This is a genomic window from Streptomyces sp. A18 (assembly GCF_059026065.1).
The window spans coordinates 16,515-34,653 of record NZ_JBWLKL010000045.1 but is presented as its reverse complement, the minus strand read 5'-3'; the positions used below and the strand labels follow the sequence as shown (position 1 = coordinate 34,653).

The 18,139-nt window shown below is 68.8% G+C and carries 19 protein-coding genes and 4 pseudogenes; 10 read left to right on the top strand and 13 right to left on the bottom strand.

The annotated features are described in order from the left end of the window. Both AC5P1C_RS37945 and AC5P1C_RS37940 read right to left on the bottom strand, forming a co-directional pair. Nucleotides 1-1,740 (bottom strand): tetratricopeptide repeat protein (locus AC5P1C_RS37945; RefSeq protein ID WP_493870525.1); only part of this gene is annotated, 1,740 nt, incomplete at its 3' end. A gap of 182 nt (nt 1,741-1,922) precedes the next feature. Beyond that, nucleotides 1,923-2,399 carry a hypothetical protein gene (locus tag AC5P1C_RS37940; RefSeq protein WP_493870524.1) on the bottom strand — a complete coding sequence of 159 codons (477 nt, stop codon included), beginning with the start codon at nt 2,397-2,399 and terminating at the stop codon, nt 1,923-1,925. Nucleotides 2,400-2,519: 120 nt separating this feature from the next. Here AC5P1C_RS37940 and AC5P1C_RS37935 point away from each other — a divergent pair, with 120 nt between their 5' ends. Continuing rightward, a complete protein-coding gene (locus AC5P1C_RS37935) occupies nt 2,520-2,975 on the top strand; it encodes an HNH endonuclease family protein (protein ID WP_493870523.1) in 456 nt (151 codons plus the stop codon). 374 nt (nt 2,976-3,349) lie between these two features. Then, the gene (locus AC5P1C_RS37930; RefSeq protein WP_493870522.1) at nt 3,350-3,835 is read left to right on the top strand and encodes a hypothetical protein; all 486 of its coding nucleotides are present in this window, start codon (nt 3,350-3,352) and stop codon (nt 3,833-3,835) included. A gap of 74 nt (nt 3,836-3,909) precedes the next feature. Here the strand turns inward: AC5P1C_RS37930 and AC5P1C_RS37925 are convergent. From AC5P1C_RS37925 to AC5P1C_RS37895, 7 genes and pseudogenes are all read right to left on the bottom strand, one after another. Continuing rightward, a pseudogene (locus AC5P1C_RS37925) lies at nt 3,910-4,023 on the bottom strand (carbohydrate ABC transporter permease); the annotation flags it as partial. A gap of 506 nt (nt 4,024-4,529) precedes the next feature. After that, nucleotides 4,530-4,982: a hypothetical protein gene (locus AC5P1C_RS37920; protein ID WP_479072112.1), complete on the bottom strand. Its 453-nt coding sequence runs from the start codon at nt 4,980-4,982 to the stop codon at nt 4,530-4,532. Nucleotides 4,983-5,102: 120 nt separating this feature from the next. Beyond that, complete coding sequence (locus AC5P1C_RS37915; protein ID WP_493870521.1) at nt 5,103-6,482, bottom strand: Fic family protein; 1,380 nt, start codon at nt 6,480-6,482, stop codon at nt 5,103-5,105. Nucleotides 6,483-6,634: 152 nt separating this feature from the next. Then, nucleotides 6,635-7,585, bottom strand: a complete 951-nt coding sequence (locus AC5P1C_RS37910; RefSeq protein ID WP_493870520.1) for an RNA-binding protein — start codon at nt 7,583-7,585, stop codon at nt 6,635-6,637. Nucleotides 7,586-7,694: 109 nt separating this feature from the next. Then, on the bottom strand, nt 7,695-8,255 hold the full coding sequence (locus tag AC5P1C_RS37905; RefSeq protein WP_493870541.1) for a hypothetical protein: 561 nt from the start codon (nt 8,253-8,255) through the stop codon (nt 7,695-7,697). 142 nt (nt 8,256-8,397) lie between these two features. Beyond that, nucleotides 8,398-8,604 (bottom strand): annotated as a pseudogene (locus AC5P1C_RS37900) (serine hydrolase); the annotation flags it as partial. 432 nt (nt 8,605-9,036) lie between these two features. After that, nucleotides 9,037-9,687: a class I SAM-dependent methyltransferase gene (locus tag AC5P1C_RS37895; RefSeq protein ID WP_493870519.1), complete on the bottom strand. Its 651-nt coding sequence runs from the start codon at nt 9,685-9,687 to the stop codon at nt 9,037-9,039. A 303-nt stretch (nt 9,688-9,990) separates the two neighbouring features. Here AC5P1C_RS37895 and AC5P1C_RS37890 point away from each other — a divergent pair, with 303 nt between their 5' ends. Further along, nucleotides 9,991-10,584 (top strand): hypothetical protein, encoded by a 594-nt coding sequence (locus AC5P1C_RS37890; RefSeq protein WP_493870518.1) that lies wholly within the window; start codon nt 9,991-9,993, stop codon nt 10,582-10,584. Between the two features lie 111 nt (nt 10,585-10,695). Here the strand turns inward: AC5P1C_RS37890 and AC5P1C_RS37885 are convergent, their stop codons facing one another. After that, the gene (locus AC5P1C_RS37885) at nt 10,696-10,980 is read right to left on the bottom strand and encodes a hypothetical protein (protein WP_493870517.1); all 285 of its coding nucleotides are present in this window, start codon (nt 10,978-10,980) and stop codon (nt 10,696-10,698) included. Nucleotides 10,981-11,112: 132 nt separating this feature from the next. After that, complete coding sequence (locus AC5P1C_RS37880; protein ID WP_493870516.1) at nt 11,113-11,871, bottom strand: SDR family NAD(P)-dependent oxidoreductase; 759 nt, start codon at nt 11,869-11,871, stop codon at nt 11,113-11,115. A gap of 150 nt (nt 11,872-12,021) precedes the next feature. Between AC5P1C_RS37880 and AC5P1C_RS37875 the strand changes: the two genes are divergently transcribed. Beyond that, the gene (locus AC5P1C_RS37875) at nt 12,022-12,657 is read left to right on the top strand and encodes a TetR/AcrR family transcriptional regulator (protein ID WP_493870515.1); all 636 of its coding nucleotides are present in this window, start codon (nt 12,022-12,024) and stop codon (nt 12,655-12,657) included. A gap of 737 nt (nt 12,658-13,394) precedes the next feature. Then, a pseudogene (locus tag AC5P1C_RS37870) lies at nt 13,395-13,829 on the top strand (transposase); the annotation flags it as partial. Nucleotides 13,830-14,199: 370 nt separating this feature from the next. Here AC5P1C_RS37870 and AC5P1C_RS37865 read toward each other — a convergent pair. Continuing rightward, nucleotides 14,200-14,805 (bottom strand): dihydrofolate reductase family protein, encoded by a 606-nt coding sequence (locus AC5P1C_RS37865; RefSeq protein ID WP_493870514.1) that lies wholly within the window; start codon nt 14,803-14,805, stop codon nt 14,200-14,202. A 357-nt stretch (nt 14,806-15,162) separates the two neighbouring features. On the opposite strand from AC5P1C_RS37865, the pseudogene AC5P1C_RS37860 reads away from it, so the two are divergent. The 5 genes and pseudogenes from AC5P1C_RS37860 to AC5P1C_RS37840 form a co-directional block, all read left to right on the top strand. Next, a pseudogene (locus tag AC5P1C_RS37860) lies at nt 15,163-15,894 on the top strand (DNA polymerase III subunit alpha); the annotation flags it as partial. Nucleotides 15,895-15,961: 67 nt separating this feature from the next. Continuing rightward, nucleotides 15,962-16,882 (top strand): DNA polymerase Y family protein, encoded by a 921-nt coding sequence (locus AC5P1C_RS37855; protein ID WP_493870513.1) that lies wholly within the window; start codon nt 15,962-15,964, stop codon nt 16,880-16,882. A 19-nt stretch (nt 16,883-16,901) separates the two neighbouring features. Further along, a complete protein-coding gene (locus AC5P1C_RS37850) occupies nt 16,902-17,126 on the top strand; it encodes a hypothetical protein (RefSeq protein WP_493870512.1) in 225 nt (74 codons plus the stop codon). Next, entirely contained in the window at nt 17,126-17,515 is a 390-nt protein-coding gene (locus tag AC5P1C_RS37845) for a hypothetical protein (RefSeq protein ID WP_493870511.1), read from the top strand. The genes AC5P1C_RS37850 and AC5P1C_RS37845 overlap by 1 nt, the downstream gene beginning before the upstream one ends. Continuing rightward, nucleotides 17,497-17,709, top strand: coding sequence for a hypothetical protein (locus AC5P1C_RS37840; RefSeq protein ID WP_493870510.1), 213 nt, complete (start codon nt 17,497-17,499; stop codon nt 17,707-17,709). Before AC5P1C_RS37845 ends, AC5P1C_RS37840 begins: the two co-directional genes overlap by 19 nt. Before the next feature lie 74 nt (nt 17,710-17,783). Here the strand turns inward: AC5P1C_RS37840 and AC5P1C_RS37835 are convergent, their stop codons facing one another. After that, a complete protein-coding gene (locus AC5P1C_RS37835; RefSeq protein ID WP_493870509.1) occupies nt 17,784-17,969 on the bottom strand; it encodes a hypothetical protein in 186 nt (61 codons plus the stop codon). Nucleotides 17,970-18,139: the final 170 nt, after the last annotated feature.

Sequence of the window (18,139 nt, the reverse complement as noted above, 5' to 3'; positions counted from 1 at the left end):
GGCGAGGGTGTCGGGGTGGTCGGGGCCGAGCACACGCTCCCGATCGGCAAGCAGCTCCGCAGTGGCTACTACCGCTCTGGCCCGGTCTCCCGTCTGGCCCCGCAAGGCAGCCAAGTTGTGCCGGGTTCTTAGGGTGTCGGGGTGGTCGGGGCCGAGCACACGCTCCCGATCGGCAAGCAGCTCCGCAGTGGCTACTACCGCTCCGGCGCGGTCTCCCGCCTCCGCCTGCCACCGGGCCAGGTTGCTCCGGGTGGCGAGGGTGTCCGGGCTCTCGGGGCCGAGCACCCGCTCCCGATCGGCCAGTAGGTCGGCGAAGGCTGCTACCGCTCTGGCCGGATCCCCCGCCTCCCCCTGCCAGTAAGCGAGGTTGTTCCGGGCGGTGAGGGTGTCAGGGTGGTCGGGGCCCAATCGCTCATGGGTGGTGTTGGCCAGGGACTGGAAGTGATCGATGGCGGCTGCGAGCTGGCCGGTCTGGCCGAGGCTTGAGCCTGCGCGGAAGAGCGCGGTGTGCGCGCCGTCGCCCTGATATAGGACATCTTCGGCATGACGAGCCAACGCTGTGGTGTTGGCGCGCAGGGCCTGGGCGAGGATGGTCTCGCGTTCGATATCGGGCCAGGCCGCGATGAGGGCATCGGCAGCGGCGAGGGCAAGCCGCTCACGTTGCTGTGCGGTAAGCGCGTCCCTTGTGGCGCGTTGGACGAGGATGTGGATGCGGACCGCTTGGTAAGAATCCCTGGGGGAATGGTCGATCAGGCTCAGCCGGTGTAGCGCGCGCAGCGCCAGTGAGACCTCCGGGGCCAGAATCTGTCGTGTGTACGTCTGGTCGGTAGTGCCCCTCCAGTGCTCAGTGAGGTAGGCCAGGGCGGGTTGGCTGGTCAGAACGGAGGCGGGGATACCGTTGGGGTCAAGCATGGCGGCGAACTGCAGCATGGGGCCAGCCAGGCCGACGGGAGGAAGCTGGTCGGCGCGGTCGACAGACAGGGACCAGGCGGCGGCTGCGGTGGTGGCTTGGTCGTCGGGCAGGCTGGAGGAGCCGGGCAACAGTTCGGTGAGCGCGCGGGAGCGGTCCGCCAGCAGCGTGCGGTAAGTAGCACAGTCCAGGTCAGCATCGATGAGATACGCGACGGCCTGGGACAGGGCTAGGGGAAGGTGACCCAGGTCTGTAACGAGGGCAGCGAGTTCGGCTGAGGGCTCTAGGCGGCCATGCGCCGCCAGTGCGGTGGTGAGGTAAGCAACTGCCTCAGCGGAGGTAAACAGACCCACCGGCACCAAGCGGAAGCCGTTGCCGGTCAGGGCTGCATCGCGGCGACGGGTAGTGATCAGGGTACGGCCGTGCGGGCTGGTGGGAGGCCAAAGGCCGCGTAGATCAGCGGGGTCGGCGGTGTCGTCCAGCACGACCAGCCATCGGCGCTGACCGGTGCCGGGTTTGGGCTCCAGCCATGCCAGGAAGGCGCGGGCGGCCCGTTCCGGGTCGGCAAGGTCGGCCCCGAGCACCTCAGCGGCGGCCTGGGCGTAGGCCGAAATGATCGCCTCTCGGGTGGTGGCGCTGACCCACACCAGCAGGTCCACACCGTCCTCTGCCCATACCTGGCGGGCATGGTGAGCGGCGAGCTGGGTTTTGCCGACCCCTCCCATTCCGACCAGCACCTGGCACAGTACTGCCGTGGCCCCGTGGGCCAATGCCTGCTCCAACTGTTCGACGGCAGCCCGGTCCTGGAAGCAGCCGACCTGCCGGGGCAACACTCCGACCTGGTGGGGCCAGGTCACCGCAGGTCGTGGCGAGGCGTAATAAGCGACCTGGCCGCCGTCAGCCACATAGCCGACCGCCAGGCTGCGATCGCGGGCATGCGCGGTGACGCCTCCCGGTTGCTGAGAGGTGGGAGGTGTCTCGGCGGGCGATGGGCTGGTGGTGGCCGGTCCGTTCAGCCCTGGGACGGATCCGGCACTGGAGGAGGGCCGGTGTGCGCCCCTCCGTGGATCACCCCAGCTGCGATCGAGCCGCCGTCTGCGCGAATATCCATGTTGCCGGCCACGGCCAGGCCACCCGGACCGGCAGTCGCGGCGCCCTGCGGGGCGTACTGCGCAAGCAGGCCGCGCAGCTGGGCGGCAGCCTGATCACGCTCGGCTTCGCTCAGGCTTTCCAGCACTGCTTCGATGCGAGCCTGCCAGGACGCCTCCAGGCGAAGCCGGGCCCTCTCGGCTTCGGCCGGGTCTGCGGCCTGCAGGGCGGCCTCGGTCCGGTCCAGGCGCTCCAGTTCGGCCTGTTCACGCTGCGTGTCGCCCCGGCCGAACCAGCGCGCCACCGCCTGACGCAGCCCAACCCACGCTTCCGTCCCTGCCGCTGTCACCACGGCCGTACCGCCGGACGCAGCCAGCGCGGTCAACACCTGATCGAGCATCCTGCCCTCCCCGTGTCGCAGATGATGTTCGGACCGTAGCGCCGCACCCGGTGTTCCTGCAGAGTCTTAGCGAAACACAGTCCCGATCCCGGCGATTCCGCGAGAGGACCCTGAATTGCCGTGTCCCGCGCGGCTCCTTCTGGGCTCAGTCTTGATTCGCCTCATCGTCTTGGTGAATCTGCTGCAGCGGACGCAGGCCGTTGGTTCTCCGAGTACGACGGCCAGTACGTCGACGGGCCGTCCGGACTCGACATCGACCACCGCATTCCGCTCGCCGAGGCCTGGGACTCTGGGGCCAGAGGCTGGACCGCAGCCGAGCGCCAGGAGTACGCCAACGATCTGGGCGACGAACGGGCGTTGATCGCCGTCACTGCAAGCTCCAATAGGAGCAAGGCCGACCAGGACCCCTCCACCTGGATGCCGCCGGCCGAGGGCAACCGGTGCGAGTACGTGACTCAGTGGGTCGCGATCAAGACCCGCTGGAAGCTCGCGATCGACCCCAGCGAGGAAGCCGCCCTCGCCGAGAACGCGGCGCGCTGCCCGAACGTGCCGGTCAAGGTGCAGCTCGCGCGATAGCTGACGTCTGCCCGGCCCCCGTCGCGCCGCCGGCGGGGAGGCGGCACTGGCCTGAGGTGCACGTCACGGCGGGCGCTTCAGTTGGCGGACGAGCGCGCTACCTGGCGGAACTGTGCGTTGTAGTTGGCGGAACCACCGGTGCTGGGGGCGGGGGCAGCCCGTATTCATGCTGGTGGTGTGACTGCCCCTCAGGTTGCCCCCTCGACGTCCGGTTCCGGAAGGAGGGCGTCGTCTTTCGGATGGGGCCGAAGGTCCTTGGGTGCGGCTGCCGCGCGTCTCTACGGTCAGAGGGAACTGGCTCCACCAGAAGGGGAAATCCAGAAACCATAACGCCACAGCGGGATGTGGTGCGCCAAACGGAGAGGGAAGAACGGATGCGTAAACTCTGGCCCTACAGCACATTAGCGGCCGCATCGCTGCTGCTCCCGGTTCAGGCAGCTCAGGCCCAGCCGCAGACTGGTGCCGGCACAGCGGCCGTGACCGCCCAGCAGCGGCCCGCCGCAGCGGATGATGTGCACTCGGGCGCTGGTCGGTACTTCGGATTCGGCGGTGCGTGGTTCAAATTCACCGGCGACAGCACGATCGAAGACATTTGGACCTACGCTAATGACACCTCGTGCGACGGCAACAACGTTTATGCGCGGCTGGAAGTGAAGCATTACAACGGCCACGTTGAGATCGTCGACGACACAACGGCCTGGGGCGAGGGCTGCATGGGAGGTACCGGGCACACGAAAGACGTCTCCTATCAGCACCCCATGGGGGCGATCTCCTCGGCACGGGTGATTCTCTGCAATGACGACTGGGGCCCGACCAACACCTGCGTGCGCGGTCCCGAGCGGGACAACCCTGAGTTCTGATCACAACCCGAGCAACAGGGCGCACCTGCGGGCGGGCGCCCCTCACGAGAGGGTGCCCGCCCGCAGGTCAACGGCTACCCCTTGCTCGAACCGAGGGGCAGCCCCGCGATGAGGTGCCGCTGCAGGGGCAGGATCACCAGGATGGTCGGGAGCGCCACCAGCACCGAACCCGCCGCGAGGAGGTTGTGACGACGTCACCGTCGCCCAGACCGCCGCGCTCATCCACGCCCAGGCAGCCGCCGGCGACGCTCGCTGCGACTGCGACTGCGACCTCACCGCCTTCCGCCGCACCGTGACCGACCCGCAGATCACCTGGTAGGCCGCCGGCGCCCACGCCCGCGAGGTCGGGCCACCGCTACCTGCCGCCGACGAGCAACGCGCCCTGGACCGCGGCGCCAGGCTGCTGCACACCGCCCTCGACACCGGCGGCAACCTCCACGAGCGCACGGGCGCGTACGACGAGGCCGGCGCCTCATTTGATCTCCCAACTCATCGTGCCCTGGGTCGATGGGCAGCCGCTCTGGCTGGCAGCAGCGATGCTCGCCGAGCATCCGGGGCGCCCACGGTTCCGCCAGCTACAACGCACAGTGCCGCCAGGTAGCGCGCTCATCCGCCTGCTGAAACGCTCAGTCACAGCGGGTGTGACTGAGCGTCGTAGATGGCCAGTCTGGCCAACCAGGTACGAAGCCACGAGTCAGTGGAACCAGACGACAAGGCGTACGTTCTCGGCCCCGTGGACCTCGCTGAGGATGCGCATGACGCTCCAGACCCGACCCCAGTCGGTGTCGATCCCTGCGGCTGAGGCGCGGGTTCGTGTGCCTGAGGCGTCGGTCTCCTGCCAGTCCGTGGTGTCCAGCTCGGCCCAGGTCAGCCAGGTTGTCCCGTGCACATCGTGGGGGCCGCCGTATCCGGCGAACTCACCTCGCAGCCCGTCCGAGGCGTCGTCCGGGAAGCCGCGATCCTCCGACAAGGGACGGAAGCCGAAGGAGTTTCGGACTCCGAAGAGGCAGGCCAGGCCGTCGTAGGCATTGCCTCTGTTGAGGAGGAAGAGATCGATGCCGATTTCCCATACGGAGTCCTCGTCGTCAGGGCCCCATAGGCGGGCACCCGGCCGGCATTCGATCATTCCGCTGACGTCGGTCGACATAGAGAGATCCTGCCTGCGCAGGCCAGGAGTCGGCATCTCCATTTCGCTTCGCGCGTGCTTACGTGGTCCGGTTGAGTCTCTGGCTCATCCGGATCCGTGGGCGTTCGCCGACTCGAGTGCTCACCCCGCTGCCGAGACGGTCGGGTCGGTGGCGCTGCCGCGGGTCTCCGCAAGGTGGATGTTGATATAGCGGATGAGGGTCAGCGGGTCCTGAGGGTGGTCGGCCTGGAAGGTGACGCGGCGCAGAAGGCCGACTGCACCGAGTGCGACGCCCTCGCGGGCCAGCACGAAGACTAGGGCGAGAAAGGCGGACCGGGCGTTGCCGTCGTCGAAGGGGTGGAAGAAGCAGACGTCGAGGTAGGTGCGGGCGGCGCGGGCGGTGAGTCCGAGGGGTTCACCGGCGGTGGCTGCGCTCTCGGCCAGGCTGGTGTCGAAGCGGGCGGGTGTGTCCGGTCCGAGGCCGTAACGCTCCCGGCCGCCCTTGGCGAAGGCGGAGGAGGTGCGGAATGGTGGCGGCTGCGGAGAACCCAGGACGTGCTGATGCCATGTGCTGAGCAACGCGAAGTCGAGCCGCGCTCCGCGTGCCGCGTCGGCCCGGAGCAGTTCGAGGGCGCGGAGCAGGCCTTCGGCCCGAGTAGGGTCGATGGCGCCGTCGAAGGCCCGGATGTCCTCCGCGGGGCCGTCGCGAAGGGCGGCCACTGGTCCGTCCGCGCCGGCATCCGGGATCTCGTGCCACGGCACCGACGCGCGGATCGCGAGCCAACGCTGCAAGTGGTCCTGAGCCTGGACGGCCGCTCGAGTACCGCCGTCGCCCGGCTGTAGAGAGCGAGCGAGCTGCTCAGCGACGTCGTCGATGACCACCGTGTCAGGGCCGGTCCAGCTCTGGAATCGTCCACCGACCGCCTCCTCGACCAGGCCCTGGGCTACCTCCACTGCGACTCCCCAGCGGTCGAGGAACCAGGCGAGCACCTGGCGGCAGTGGTTGTGCCAGCCGCTGCCGCACCCGGTGCGGTCGACGACCTGCTGAATCAGGTTCCGCGCCGCGCGTTCCCACAGGATCCGCTGGCCTTCGATGGCTCTGAGGTCCAGCGGGTAGGCCTCGAACCAGGCGGCGAGGTGTTCCAGCCACTCGCGCCACTCCCGCAGGGCCGCCTCCACACGGGCCAGTGTCTCTTCCGGCGTGGTGATCGAGTCCCGGGGGCAGCACCAGTTCCCCACCGGTCCGCCGTCGAAGTCACCCTCGTCGTGCGTCCAGCGCCACCCGAGGGTCCACCGGCCGTAATGCAGGACGAGCGCATACGACATGGCGTCGGCCCAGGACTCGGCGTCTTCGCTGCTTCGTGAACCGCTGTCAGCAGCAGGAACGTCGGGGCGGATGGGCACGCACCGGGCAGGACCGAGCGAACGCACCGTCTGCGCTACGGATGCGCTGTCGAAGGCGTGGCGGGCGGGGTCCACGTCGGCCCAGGTCAGGAAGCGAGGAGCCAGGTCAACGATCACCGCGTAAGCATGCCAGGCCCGTCCAGCGCGCACCCCGGACTTTCAAAGCTCAGGGCGCTCGGTCACATCTGCTGTGACTGAGCACGACATCTGGCCTGGCAGGACAAATGCGATGCACAGCGCCTGCTGGCTCGCCCGGCGTGCGAACCGGGTCACCACCGGGCGCGCAATACGCCGTCGCTGTCCGGGAGGGCAGCACAGAGCAGCGGGTGGTGTTCGGCGAGGGACAGAGGCAGCGCGCAGGCGGCTCGGGCATCGGCCACGTGGGCGCTGAGCTCCTGGTAGTCGGTGTCGTCGACGATCGCGTGGCTGATCGTCCCGTCCTGCGCCTCCCAGACGAACTCGATGGATTCCTCCTGGGGCAATGCGGCGAGGACGGCGCCAACGTCCGGGGTCAGGTCGGGCCAGATGGTCAGCAAGGCGCGCGGGCCGAGACCAGCGCGCACTGTGTCGAGGTTCTCCGGCGTGATTCGATGCCAGCGTGCGGCGTTGCGAACGTAGCTTTCCTCAAGGAGCAACGCACGCGGTGAGGCCAGCGCGGTGTGCACGCGTATCCAGAAGTGCTCATCGGCTAGCTCTTTCACTTCCGCTTCGTCGACCTCGGCCGCGTAGGGCGAGGCCGTAAGCGGTTCCGGGAAGAGGCCGAGTTCCCGCGTACGGGCCACGGCGTCCGCACAGGGCCGGTCGCTGCCCACGTACACATACTGGTCCCACCCGACGTGCACAGTGAACAAATCCCCCACCTCCAGTCGGCACCAAGCGCCTTGGTCGCGGAGCATGGCCCGGACCAGCTCCAGGGCGACCGGAAGAGAGACCTCGGCCCCGTCGTGGTAGCCGGTGAGGTCGGGCGGGAAGAGCCCGCCGAGGCCGTGCCCCACAACTGAGGACTCCCCGCCAAAGTGGACGAAGCCCGTGACCGCAGGTTCGCGGATCTCCAACCGGTCGATGCCCGAGCCCTCCGCGAAGGCGGCCACCGCCGCCAGGTACGCCGCTTCGACGGGCCCATGGTCGCTGACCGTGTCCTCGGTGCCGGTGTAGTGACCGTGCTCGTCGCGGTCGGCGGGGTCGTATTTAGTGATCCGATGGACGAAGGCCGGCGGCACGCTACTCCTCGGACGGGGCGGAAGGAGCGCCCAGCTTAGATCCCGGTCCCGATCCCGGTCCCGATTCCGAGACCGGGGGAGGCGGTAGGCGGTCCCTGCATCGACGGGTTCAAGGCCCGACGGTCATCTCATCAGGAGCGGTGAGCCTCGTCGAGGAAGGCACCTCGGTCGCGGCAGCGATTTCGGCGATGCGTTGAAGTGCGTCCTGGTAGGCGTCCGCGTTGCCCGGCATCTTCTGCCAGGCGCGGATGGTGACGGTTGCGGACTGGAGAGCGCCGGGGGTGATGCCGAGGTAGCGGGCAGCCGCGGCGCGGGAACCACCGCGAGTCATCTGGACGAGGCGGATCGTGGCGTCTCGGCGCAGTTGGGTTGCGGGCCCGTTCAATTCGTCCAGTGGCCAGGCCCAGGCGTCCGGAAGATGTTGCGGGATGTTCTTCGGGTCGAGCAGGCCCTGGTGGCTCGGAGGCTGTGGGAAGAGCGCGGGCGGCCCGACAATTCCGTGACGCAGGTGGGTGCTCTCGTCGATGGCGGTGTTCATGCCGGATGAGCAGTGTGGGGCGAGGCGCTTCAGCCGACGATATCCGGCACGGCTGGAGGGAAGCCGGGACAGCACGCTGGCGAGGACTGTCTGGCCGCCCGGGTCGTCGAGGATCCGGACGACGAGGGCCATCAGGGGCGGCTGCCTGCAACGGATCGCCAGGCGGGTGGTCGACAGAGCGAGCCAGCCAGCCGTCCCCTTGGGGTCCGGATCGTCCGAAGCCGCTTCCTCCGTGCCCCAGGTAACCGCCGCCGCAGGACAGGGGTGTGAAGAACAGGCCCAGGCCGTCCTGGGTGCCTGCCGGGTGGCCGCTGGCCTGCGGCACCGGGACGGTGGTCCGCATGGCAGCGAGCTCGGCGGGCTTCAGCAGCTGCCCGTTGACCAGGGCGGTGAAGAAGCGGTTGAGGTCGCGGGCCGTGCCGGTCATCGAGCCGTCGGCCCCGCTGTCGAAGGGACGGTAGGGGGTTGTGGTGTCGACCATCGGGCCGTCCACGGTGAGCTGCTGGTAGTTGGCCGTGTCGAGTGCTTCCAGGCTCGGGACCTGGAGAAAGCGCAGCCGGTCGCAGATCTGCCGGACCCGGTGGTCACGCGTCTTCGCTTCCCGAGCGGTGCGGACCTGCAGGCAGTAGAGGAGCTCGGCGACCAGCCGGTCGGGCAGGCCCCGCAGGCCGACCTCGCGGCCGATGGCAACCGCCGGCGTCGTCAGGCGCCACCGCTGTTCGTCACCGTCGAAACTCCCGCGCCGGCGCTCGATGCTGAGTCGTGCGGCGTGCACGTCGCAGACCGGACACCGTCGAGCAGTCGCCCCGTCCCGCGTCACCTGTCCTGTCTCTGTCGGTCTGGCCCCTGTCTCAGATGATTCGGTCCGATTCGCCTGCGGTCTCAGGTGATCTGATCCGCCTGCGTGGTTTGGTCAGAGGAGGGTCGGCGGTTCTGCGATGCCGATGAAGTTCCCGGCCATGGTCCGGATGTGGACCGACCACCCGAGCGTTGTGAGGTTGTCCGTGAGGGTCTGGGCATCGTGGAATACCTTCACGATGCGGTACTGGCTGCCGTCATCGAGCCGGCGCAGCGCCGCCGGGGCTGGCTGGTTCGCGAGGACTTCCTCGTCTGCCGCTGCGGCGGGGCCGTCGTCGACGAAGATTGCCTTGCCGCCCGGCGCGAGGGCGGAGGCGACGGTGTGCCAGAAGTGGGGCAGCCGCGCCGGCGGGACATGGGAGAGCCAGAAGGCGAAGAACACGGTGTCGTAGCGTCGTGGCGGCTGCCATTGGAACAGGTCGGCCTGGAGGAATTGGACGGTGGGGGATGCCGTGCGCACACGAGCGAGGGCCAACACTTCGGCTGACGCGTCGACAGCCGTCACCGACTGCGCCCGCGCGGCGAGCCTCGGGGTCCACTGCCCTGTTCCGCAGGCCAGCTCCAGTACGTCCCCGGCAATCGGGAGGTCATCGACGACAGTCAGTAACTCCTGCAGGGCTTCGTACTCTGCGTAGGGCCGGTCGTATTGGGCAGCTCCGGCCCGGTAGTAAGCCATCTGCTCTGTCAGGAGAGCGTCGTCGTTCATGCGGGTTCCTCTCGTCCGGGTTCGGGCAGAGCCGAACGCAATGAGCTCGTCGGCTTGGTCGCCACAGATACTGTCGGCCTTCACCTCTGGGCAAGGTCAAGTGTCTTGAGTGCCTGGAAACGTCCCCGCTGACCGGCGGGCGTCGCTCGTTGAGGTGACGTCTTCCGCGTTCGGGTCATGGGGCCCTGCGGGGTGCCCCAACCGCCCACACCGCCCCGAAGGTCGCCAGGGCCGCGATCGGCTCGATGGAGGTCATCGGGCACCTCCTGCTGCGGCCAGGAGACCGTGGTCCAGAATCAGGGCATGGACGTCCCCAAGCTGCTGGAAGCCGCTTCCCTGCTGGTTCCTGAGAAGATCGCCACTGAGAACGACATCACGGTGAGCGACGTCTGGGAGTACCTCTCTCACGACGAGTGGGAAGTGGCCCTCGATCTGCTGGAAGAACTCGGTGACGTCCGCGCGCTTCCGCTCAGCTTCTGGGAAACCCTGGCCACCGCTGCCGAACAGATGAGGCTGGAGAAGAGCGCGGCCTGGTGCCACTGGCGCGGCTTCGAGACTCGCCACGGGATTCTCCGAGCCGACCTCACCCTCCGCCCTGCCACCGAAGCGCGACGAAAGACGCCCATCTCCGGCGCTGGCGTCCTGCGACCGATGTGGAACATCGGCAACCGAACCGCGACCGGCGAACCGGCTCTCAACATTGCCCGGCTCTGGGTGGAGTTCAACCCTTTCCTGGAGCCCGGGGAACATGCCTCGGTACGGCTCGCGCCCCTGGACCCTTCGCAGTGGCAGCATCTTCAGCCCGGCCAGGTGATCACCATGCACGAGGACCAATCCGTGGCAGGCACGGCAGTTGTCCTGGAGATCCAGCGGCCCCAGCCCACGGTCACCACATAAGAACGAGCGCAGTCGACTCGTGCCGTTGGTGCAGAGAAGGTCCAGCGCATAGGCGCCCGTGCCGATGTGCGGCGCCGGGCGCCCCTCGGCGATTCCAGCGGAACACCCGGTTCAGCGTGCCGTCGTCCCGCGATACCTCAGCTTCGACCAAGTGGAATTGGAACGGGTGCCCTCCCGGGTGAGTCTGCGGGTCATCAGCGTGATACCCCATGCACGGACGGAAACGGTCTTGAGAGGCATGTGCAGGAAGTCGTCGGACCAGGTGGTGTCGGCGGCCAAAACGAAGTCGTGGGCGAGGGCGGTCTCGTAGCCGCCGCCCAGGGCCGCCCCCTCGACCAGGGCGATAGCTACTGCCCCGTTCTGGAACCCGTCGAGCGGGTTGGGTAGGACTTCCACGCAAGAACGGGCGTAGGCGGTCACCCTGGGCGCGGTCACCGGCGCGGATGCAGCGGGTGAACCGCTGCAGATCACCACTTGCGCCGAACATGCCCGGGGTGGAGGAGCCCGTCACCCCACAACAGTGTCCCGCTAGAGCATGGCGCCGCCGGAAACCTCGATGCGCTGGGCGGTGACCCAGCGCAGTCCATCGGAGGCGAGCGTGGCGATGGCGTCGCCTATCTCGGCGGGCTCGCCGACGCGGCCCAGAGCGGTCTGCGCCGCCAGCCCTGCTCGCATCTCGCTGTCATCGCGCATGGCACCGCCGTTGAAGTCGGTGGCGGTCGGTCCCGGGGCGATGGAATTGACCCGGATGCCGCGCGGGCCCAGTTCCAGGGCCAGGGTGCGGCTGAGTACTTCGACGGCGGCCTTGGACGCCGAGTAGACGGCGGTGGCCGGGCTGGTGTGGCGGGTCAGGGAGCTGGAGACGTTGATGACGCTGGCGGGGTCGGCCATCAGCGGCAACAGCGCCTGGATGAGGAAGAACGTCCCACGGACGTTGGTGTCCATCATCGCGTCGAAGTCCGCGACACCGACCTGCGCCAGGGGGCTGAAGATCCCCACACCGGCGTTGTTGACCAGGATGTCCAGCCGCGTGGCGTCCCAGGGCTGCAGGTGCTCGCCGAGTTCGGCCGCGAAGGGCGGGAACGAGGCGACATCGGCGATGTCCAGACGCAGTGCGAGGGCATCGGACCCGGCCGCCCCCACCGCCTCGACCGTCTCCTGCGCCCCGACCTCATCACCCCGGTAGGTGACGATGACCTTGATGCCCCGCTGCGCCAAAGCCAGCGCCGTGCTGCGGCCCAGCCCCCGGTTGGCACCGGTCACCAGAGCGATCTTCTTGCTGTCCATGGAACTTCTCCTCGGATGGGAAGGGAAAAACGCTGCAGGGCTCACTGCCCGACGCGGGAGGCGAGTCGATCGACTCGCCTCTTTCACCGTAGGTCCGCCCTCAGAGGCGAGTCAAGTGACTCGCCTCGCAGTAGCGGGCATACTGACTCCATGACAGAAGGACTCTCCGACCACCACCGACGGCTGGCCCAGCAGAAGCGGGAGGCGATCACCTCGTCCGCCACCGCCCTGTTCCTCGACCACGGCTACGCAGGGACGTCACTGGCCCGGATCGCCGAGGCGGCAGGGGTGTCGAAATCCACGCTGTTCAAGCAGTTCCCCACGAAGGCGGCCCTGTTCGAGGCCATCGTGAGCGAGTCGTGGAAGCAGGGGTCCGGTCACGCTCCGATCCCGCCCCCGGCCGGCGACCTGCGTGCGGGCCTGATGGCCATCGGCCGCCGCTACGCAAAGCTGGTTGGCCAGCCCGGGATGACGGCCCTGTTCAGGATCGTCATCGCCGAACTGCCGCGCCTGCCCGAACTGGGCAGGATGCAGTTCCAGTTGGGCAAGCTGCCCTATTTCGACTCCGTACGGCTCTACCTGCAAGCCGAGCACGAGGCCGGCACCGCGCGCGTGCCCGACGCAGAGAACGCCGCCAACCAGTTCCTCGGCATGATCGCCAACTTCGTCCTGTGGCCCCGGATGCTGCTCACCGACTGGAACCCGGCCGCCGACGAGACCGACCATGCCGTCGACGAGGCCGTAGAGACGATGCTCGCCCGCTACGCCACCGGTCACCAGAAGTAGTCGCCCTCGCTCGCGCCCCCGACGCTTCGCACGAGCGGGAGCGCAAGCCGCAACGTGCGGTCAGTGCCGGGTGGAGCACGCGTCGTTGACGTCGATGGGCGCCGCCGGGCTTGTCGCCGCCGGGGAGGCAGACGGTGTGCCCGCGCACCCTCATCGCCGAGCTGCCGCGCACCAGGTCCTGCGGCACGCCCGGCAGCCGCTTCCACCGGTCGTGGTGCGGGTCGTAGACGAAGCCGGCCCCGGTGGCCTGCCACGAGGCGCCTCCCGCCAGACCTCCCAGGACGCGACCGGTGAGCCCGCGCCCTAGGCACACAGCAGCGTGCCGGTACGTAACACCGCCGATGATCGCCGGTCACCCCAACCGGTGGCGTCGCGACACTTGAAGCTCCCCTCAGCCCCGAAATTCAGCGGCCTGACACGCGGCTGTCTGCGGGCCCCCGCGCCGAAGGAGCCCTCCCCACTCGCCACCAGCACCTGCGCGGCTTCATGCCCAACGCAGCGCCTACAACCCACCGTAACCACGCACGGCAGTGCTCACCGAAGGAATTGCTCATGATCAAACGACGGACCACGCGCCAAGAGTGCTCACCTCGGCCAACGCCCCAGGTAGCCGAACCGCCAATGCTCGCGATCTCGCGGAACCTACAGCCTTCCAGGATCCGCGACTTCGTTACTGACCGTGTTGGCGTGTTGTCGTAGGGGCTGACGGACGCACCATGCTGCGGAACGCCGGAGTCATGAGGTATCCGCAAGGTGGTGGCCTGACGGCCGAACGTCGGGCGTTTCGAGAGCGGGTGCGAGTGGAGGCGGCCGGCATGTTCGCCGCCGGGCAGGACACCAGGCAAGTGGCCAAGCAACTGCGGGTGAGCGTCCGTTCAGAGCAGCGATGCCACCGCTCGTGGCAGGAAGGCGGGGAGCCAGTCCTGCGCTCGGCGGGGTCCGCGGCCCGGCCCAAGCTGAGCGAGCGGCTCTTCGCAGTCCTCGAACAGGAGCTGGCCAAGGGGCCTGTCGCGCACGGGTGGGACGACCAGACCTGGACGCTGGCGAGGATCAAGACGTTGATCGGCCGACGCTTCCACAAGACCATGACGCTGTCGGTGATCGCGCAGATGCTGCACCGTCATGGCTTCAGTCACCAGATGCCGGCCCGGCGCGCACTCGAGCGTGACGAGGTGGGCACGACGCAGCGGGACGATGGTCCACCGCCAAGGCCGGACCGAGTGGTGCCAGATACCGCGCCCAGGTGCCATCTATCGCGCAAAGTCGCAGCTGTGACTGAGCGCTTCAGTTGGCCCCATCGGCCATGTAGAGCGCTCGGCTCGCGAGGCTCTGCCTAGGGAAGCGTCCAGCGGCGCATCCGTATCCGGAAGGTGGATCTTTGCGGAGACTGCGGCCTGGGAGGGCGTACGTGGGCTGACCTGCGACGGCTCGGGGCCAGGTTGGCCGGGCGTCCCGACGTTGGCCGTTAGCTCCCTATTAGGTCTTGCTCCGCGCCCGCCGGCGCCGGCCTGGCGGCTGTACAGACCGGCGGACGGGGCGACGTCACGCCGGGACGCCGAGCGGCGGGTGCTTGAGCACGCGGGGCTTGTACTCGACCAGCTGGATGCGGCCGTCGAAGGTGCGGTGCTCGATCATTTCGAGGGCAACGTCCGGATAGCCGTCGTAGATGCGTTCTTCGCCCGTGGCCCCGGTGATCACCGGGAACATCACGACCCGGAAGCGGTCTACGAGTCCGGCCCGTAGCAGGGACCGGCACAAGCTGAGGCTGCCGATCGTGCTGAGAAGTCCCGAGCCACTCGACTTCATGACGCGGACCGCCTCGACGGCGTCGTCGCGGACGAGCCTGGAGTTCGCCCACGTCAGTGGCTCCTTGAGTGAGGAGGAGAACACCACCTTGGGCGCTTGCGTGAGCTCGTCGACGGACGCCTCTTCCTCGGGCCTGAACTCGTCTTGGCCATTGGGGACCTCGCCTGCGGCGAAGCCCGACATCTGGCGGTAGGTGTTCGCTCCCATCAGGTAAGTGGCCTCGGGCTGATTGCCAAGCCAGGCGAGGTACTCCGGGCCCTCGAGGCCCCAGAACCCGGGCCACCCCTCTCCCGATGCGTGGCCGTCGAGGGAGGTGATGAAGTCGACGAGAAGCTCCGACATGGCGGTTTCCTTTCCTCGGGTGTCACGAGCTTGGACCGGCCAGGAGCTACAAACTCATCGGCCGCGCTGTGGAGTAACGAGAAACCCATGACGCTGCAGCCGATCAGGGCGGCGGAGCGGCACTGCTTCGGAGAGCCCGGAGGCCGGGCCAACCGTCACGCTCAGCCGGGCCAAGTACAACGCTCAGGAGCCAACTGAAGCGCTCAGTCACAACAGCAGGTTGCGGATGCGGCGCGCGGGGTAGAAGACTCGGGCTGTTCGAATTATGTTCGATACATTGGTGACAGATCGAGCCATCTGGCTTGAATCGTGTCGCGGGTGATCGGAGGTGAACGCCTCCGGGATCCACCTTCACCCGAACTGCACCGCCACACCCGCAACCGCACCACCGCCAACGGGCAACTCGCCCTCGGCGGCGACCTGGTGACCGCCGAACCCAGCGGCCTCAAGGAGCTGTCCAGCCGCGAGCGGATGAGCGCCGAACTCGAGGTCCTCTCGATCGACGTCTCGCAGCATCTGATGGAGCACCACCACCGGCTGCTGCGCGAGGTCGGCGCCACCGACGCTGCCCATCTTCAGCGGATGCATCCCGGGCAGAAGGTCCTGGTCGCCGGGGTACGTGCCTCCACCCAGACGCCGCCCATCCCGTCCGGGAAGCGGGTCATCTTCGTGACGCTGGAGGACGGGGCGGGGCTCGTGGATCTCGCGTTCTTCGAGGACTCCCACGACGCGTGCGCCCACACCATCTTCCACTCGGGAATGCTGCTGGTGCGCGGCAGCGTGGAGGCGCGCGGACCGCGCCGCACCGTGGTCGGGGAGATGGTGTGGGATCTGGAGGAAGTCGCGGCGGCCCGCCGGGACCTGGGCCCGCAGGCGGCACTGGATCTCCTGGGCCGCGCCGCGCCCGCGCCGACGCCCGCCGAGCCGGGCAGCACTCCGACCGCGGCCGGAGCCCAGGACGGCGGGCGCACCCTGCCGGATGGCACCGCCGGAGCGCGGCTGAGCGCTTGGGCCGATCTTGAGCCCGCCGGGAGCCGCTCGGCCGACCTGCGGCGCCTGGGCCACCGCTCACCCGGATCGGCCGGGTGAACGCCATGCCCGCCCCCTGCACGACGCAGGTCAGCAACCGCGCGGCCGTCAACGGTGCGTGTTGCGCGTGATCTTCGAGCTGGGCGATCGCGCCGATGCGGACGTGCTGTTCGAGCAGCTGCTGACGTTGGTGGAGGACATCACACCCGTCCACCAGCCCTATCCGCAGGACCACTTGGCCGACCTGGACATCACCGGCGCCCTGCCCCACTTCGCGTGCAGCCCCCACGAGCTGGGCACGGTGCTCCAGCTCCGTGCGATCGCCTGGTACGGGGCCCGCGCCACCGTGGGCGGCGGCCGCTCCCCGCTCATCGCCGCCATGGCTGCCACGAGCCGTCGCCGGGTCACCATCATCGCCCCGGACGACGCCTCGGTGGCCGCGTTCCTGCGCCCGCAGCAGCTCACCGCGCTGCCCGGCATCGGCTCCGCCACCGCCAAAACGCTCAGCCGGTACGGGATCACCACCATCGGCCAGCTCGCCGACACCCCCACCGGGCCGCTCATCCGTCTGCTCGGCGCACACGCCGCCCGCGAGCTCCATGCCCGGGCCCGCGGCCACGACGACCGGTCCGTGCAGCGCACCGCGCTGGTCCGTTCCAGCAGTGCCACCCATCTCTTCGAGCGGGACGAGCTTGATCCGGCCGCCCACCGCCGGGCGCTGCTTGCCCTGGCCGAGGAGCTCGGTGCCCGGCTGCGCGCGGCGGGCGACGCAGGCAAGAGCCTGACACTCGGCGTCCGCTATGCCGATGGCAGCCGCACTACCCGCACGCGCACCCTGGCCGAACCCACCAGCCACTCCCCCACCCTCGCCCGCACCGCCTACCGGCGACGACAAGGCCCGCCTGCTCGAAACGGTCGCCGACCGCGCCCGGGCCCGCTTCGGGCCGCACGCCGTCAAACCCGCCACCCTCGCCCTCGCCCCGCTCCCTCCCACCTGAGGGACTCCCACCCTCGCCCCACTCCCCCCACAACCACACAGACCGGCTAGCAATTGCTAGCATCGGTGTATGGAAGCCGACCTGAAGCAACTGAATGTCCGGGTACCAGCCAAGACGCACGACCTGCTCAAGAAGCGTGCGGGCCGAAGCCACATGTCCGTCCAGGCCTATGTATCCGGCCTGGTCGAGAAGGACATCGACCCCAGCCGTGAGGCGTTCGTGGCCGGGCTGGTCAGTGACATGACCGATCTGGCCGATGAGTTCGACCAGGCCTTCGAGGCGGGCAACCGCTGATGTTCCTGCGCGTCGACGCCAGCTGGATCGAGGACTCCCTCCAGCAATTCGAGCAGCAGACGGGCCGGGAGACCGGCATCGACGACTGGGGCGCGCTCGCGGCCGCCGTGTACCGCCACGCCTACGAACTGCATGCCGGCGAACCCTTCTATCTGGAGACTCCGGTCCGGGCGGCGATCCTGCTGCAGATGTTCGTGACCACCCGCCCCTTGCAGGACTACAACGGCCTGGTCGGCAGCGCGCTCGCGCTGCGCTACATGCGCGAATCCGGCGAGCCCGTCAAAGCCCCTGCCGGCGGCCTGCCCGAACTCGTCACGGGACTGCGTACCGGCACCCTCACCCTGCGCACCGCCGCCGGCACGCTGCGCTCATGGGCCACACCCGCCTGAGCCGAGCGGGAAAGCCTCAGGCGCTGCACCTCTTCGCCGTCGACTTCTTCCCAGCGGTCGTCTTCTTCGCCGTGCCCTTCTTGGCCGCGGTCTTCTTCGTGGCCGCCTTCTGCGCACTGCGGATGGAGCGCCAGCTGCCGACCGAGCCTGTGCGTCGGGATCGCCATGATGCCGTCGCAGAATTAGCGGAGTGAGTCGACGCTGTCAGGATGCCGCTGCCGAGGCCCCTGCGTCCTATCTCTGATCCACGGTGCAAAGTAGCGGGTGATCACTCCACTTGAGGTGCCGTCTCACGGGGCCGCGCCCCCCTCGCCGAACAGCGGTAGACCGCGGCGATCCGCTGCATCGCGCCGCCGCCCTCCAGGTCCAGGGCCGCATACAGCACCCGGTGGGCGGCGATGTGCTCCAGCAGCGGCACCGTGGCCAGCGTCACCGCCGACCGCGCCAGCACCACACGTCCGGCGTGGCCATCGGCCAGGTTCGCGGCGAGTCCGGCGGCCTTCTCGGTCAGCGATTGGGCGGCAACGGCGATGCCGGAGAATTGCGTGTAGAAGGAGTTGCGGCTGATGGCCGCCCGGGCCGCTGGATCGGCGACCGTGATCTCCCCCTCCGCCTCTCCGGCAG

Coding starts and splice junctions, on each gene's coding strand:
- AC5P1C_RS37940 (WP_493870524.1), bottom strand. CDS start 2,399: ATGCTCGATCAGGTGTTGACCGCGCTGGCTGCGTCCGGCGGTACGGCC.
- AC5P1C_RS37930 (WP_493870522.1), top strand. CDS start 3,350: ATGCGTAAACTCTGGCCCTACAGCACATTAGCGGCCGCATCGCTGCTG.
- AC5P1C_RS37920 (WP_479072112.1), bottom strand. CDS start 4,982: ATGTCGACCGACGTCAGCGGAATGATCGAATGCCGGCCGGGTGCCCGC.
- AC5P1C_RS37905 (WP_493870541.1), bottom strand. CDS start 8,255: ATGGCCCTCGTCGTCCGGATCCTCGACGACCCGGGCGGCCAGACAGTC.
- AC5P1C_RS37895 (WP_493870519.1), bottom strand. CDS start 9,687: ATGAACGACGACGCTCTCCTGACAGAGCAGATGGCTTACTACCGGGCC.
- AC5P1C_RS37890 (WP_493870518.1), top strand. CDS start 9,991: ATGGACGTCCCCAAGCTGCTGGAAGCCGCTTCCCTGCTGGTTCCTGAG.
- AC5P1C_RS37880 (WP_493870516.1), bottom strand. CDS start 11,871: ATGGACAGCAAGAAGATCGCTCTGGTGACCGGTGCCAACCGGGGGCTG.
- AC5P1C_RS37875 (WP_493870515.1), top strand. CDS start 12,022: ATGACAGAAGGACTCTCCGACCACCACCGACGGCTGGCCCAGCAGAAG.
- AC5P1C_RS37865 (WP_493870514.1), bottom strand. CDS start 14,805: ATGTCGGAGCTTCTCGTCGACTTCATCACCTCCCTCGACGGCCACGCA.
- AC5P1C_RS37850 (WP_493870512.1), top strand. CDS start 16,902: ATGGAAGCCGACCTGAAGCAACTGAATGTCCGGGTACCAGCCAAGACG.
- AC5P1C_RS37845 (WP_493870511.1), top strand. CDS start 17,126: ATGTTCCTGCGCGTCGACGCCAGCTGGATCGAGGACTCCCTCCAGCAA.
- AC5P1C_RS37840 (WP_493870510.1), top strand. CDS start 17,497: ATGGGCCACACCCGCCTGAGCCGAGCGGGAAAGCCTCAGGCGCTGCAC.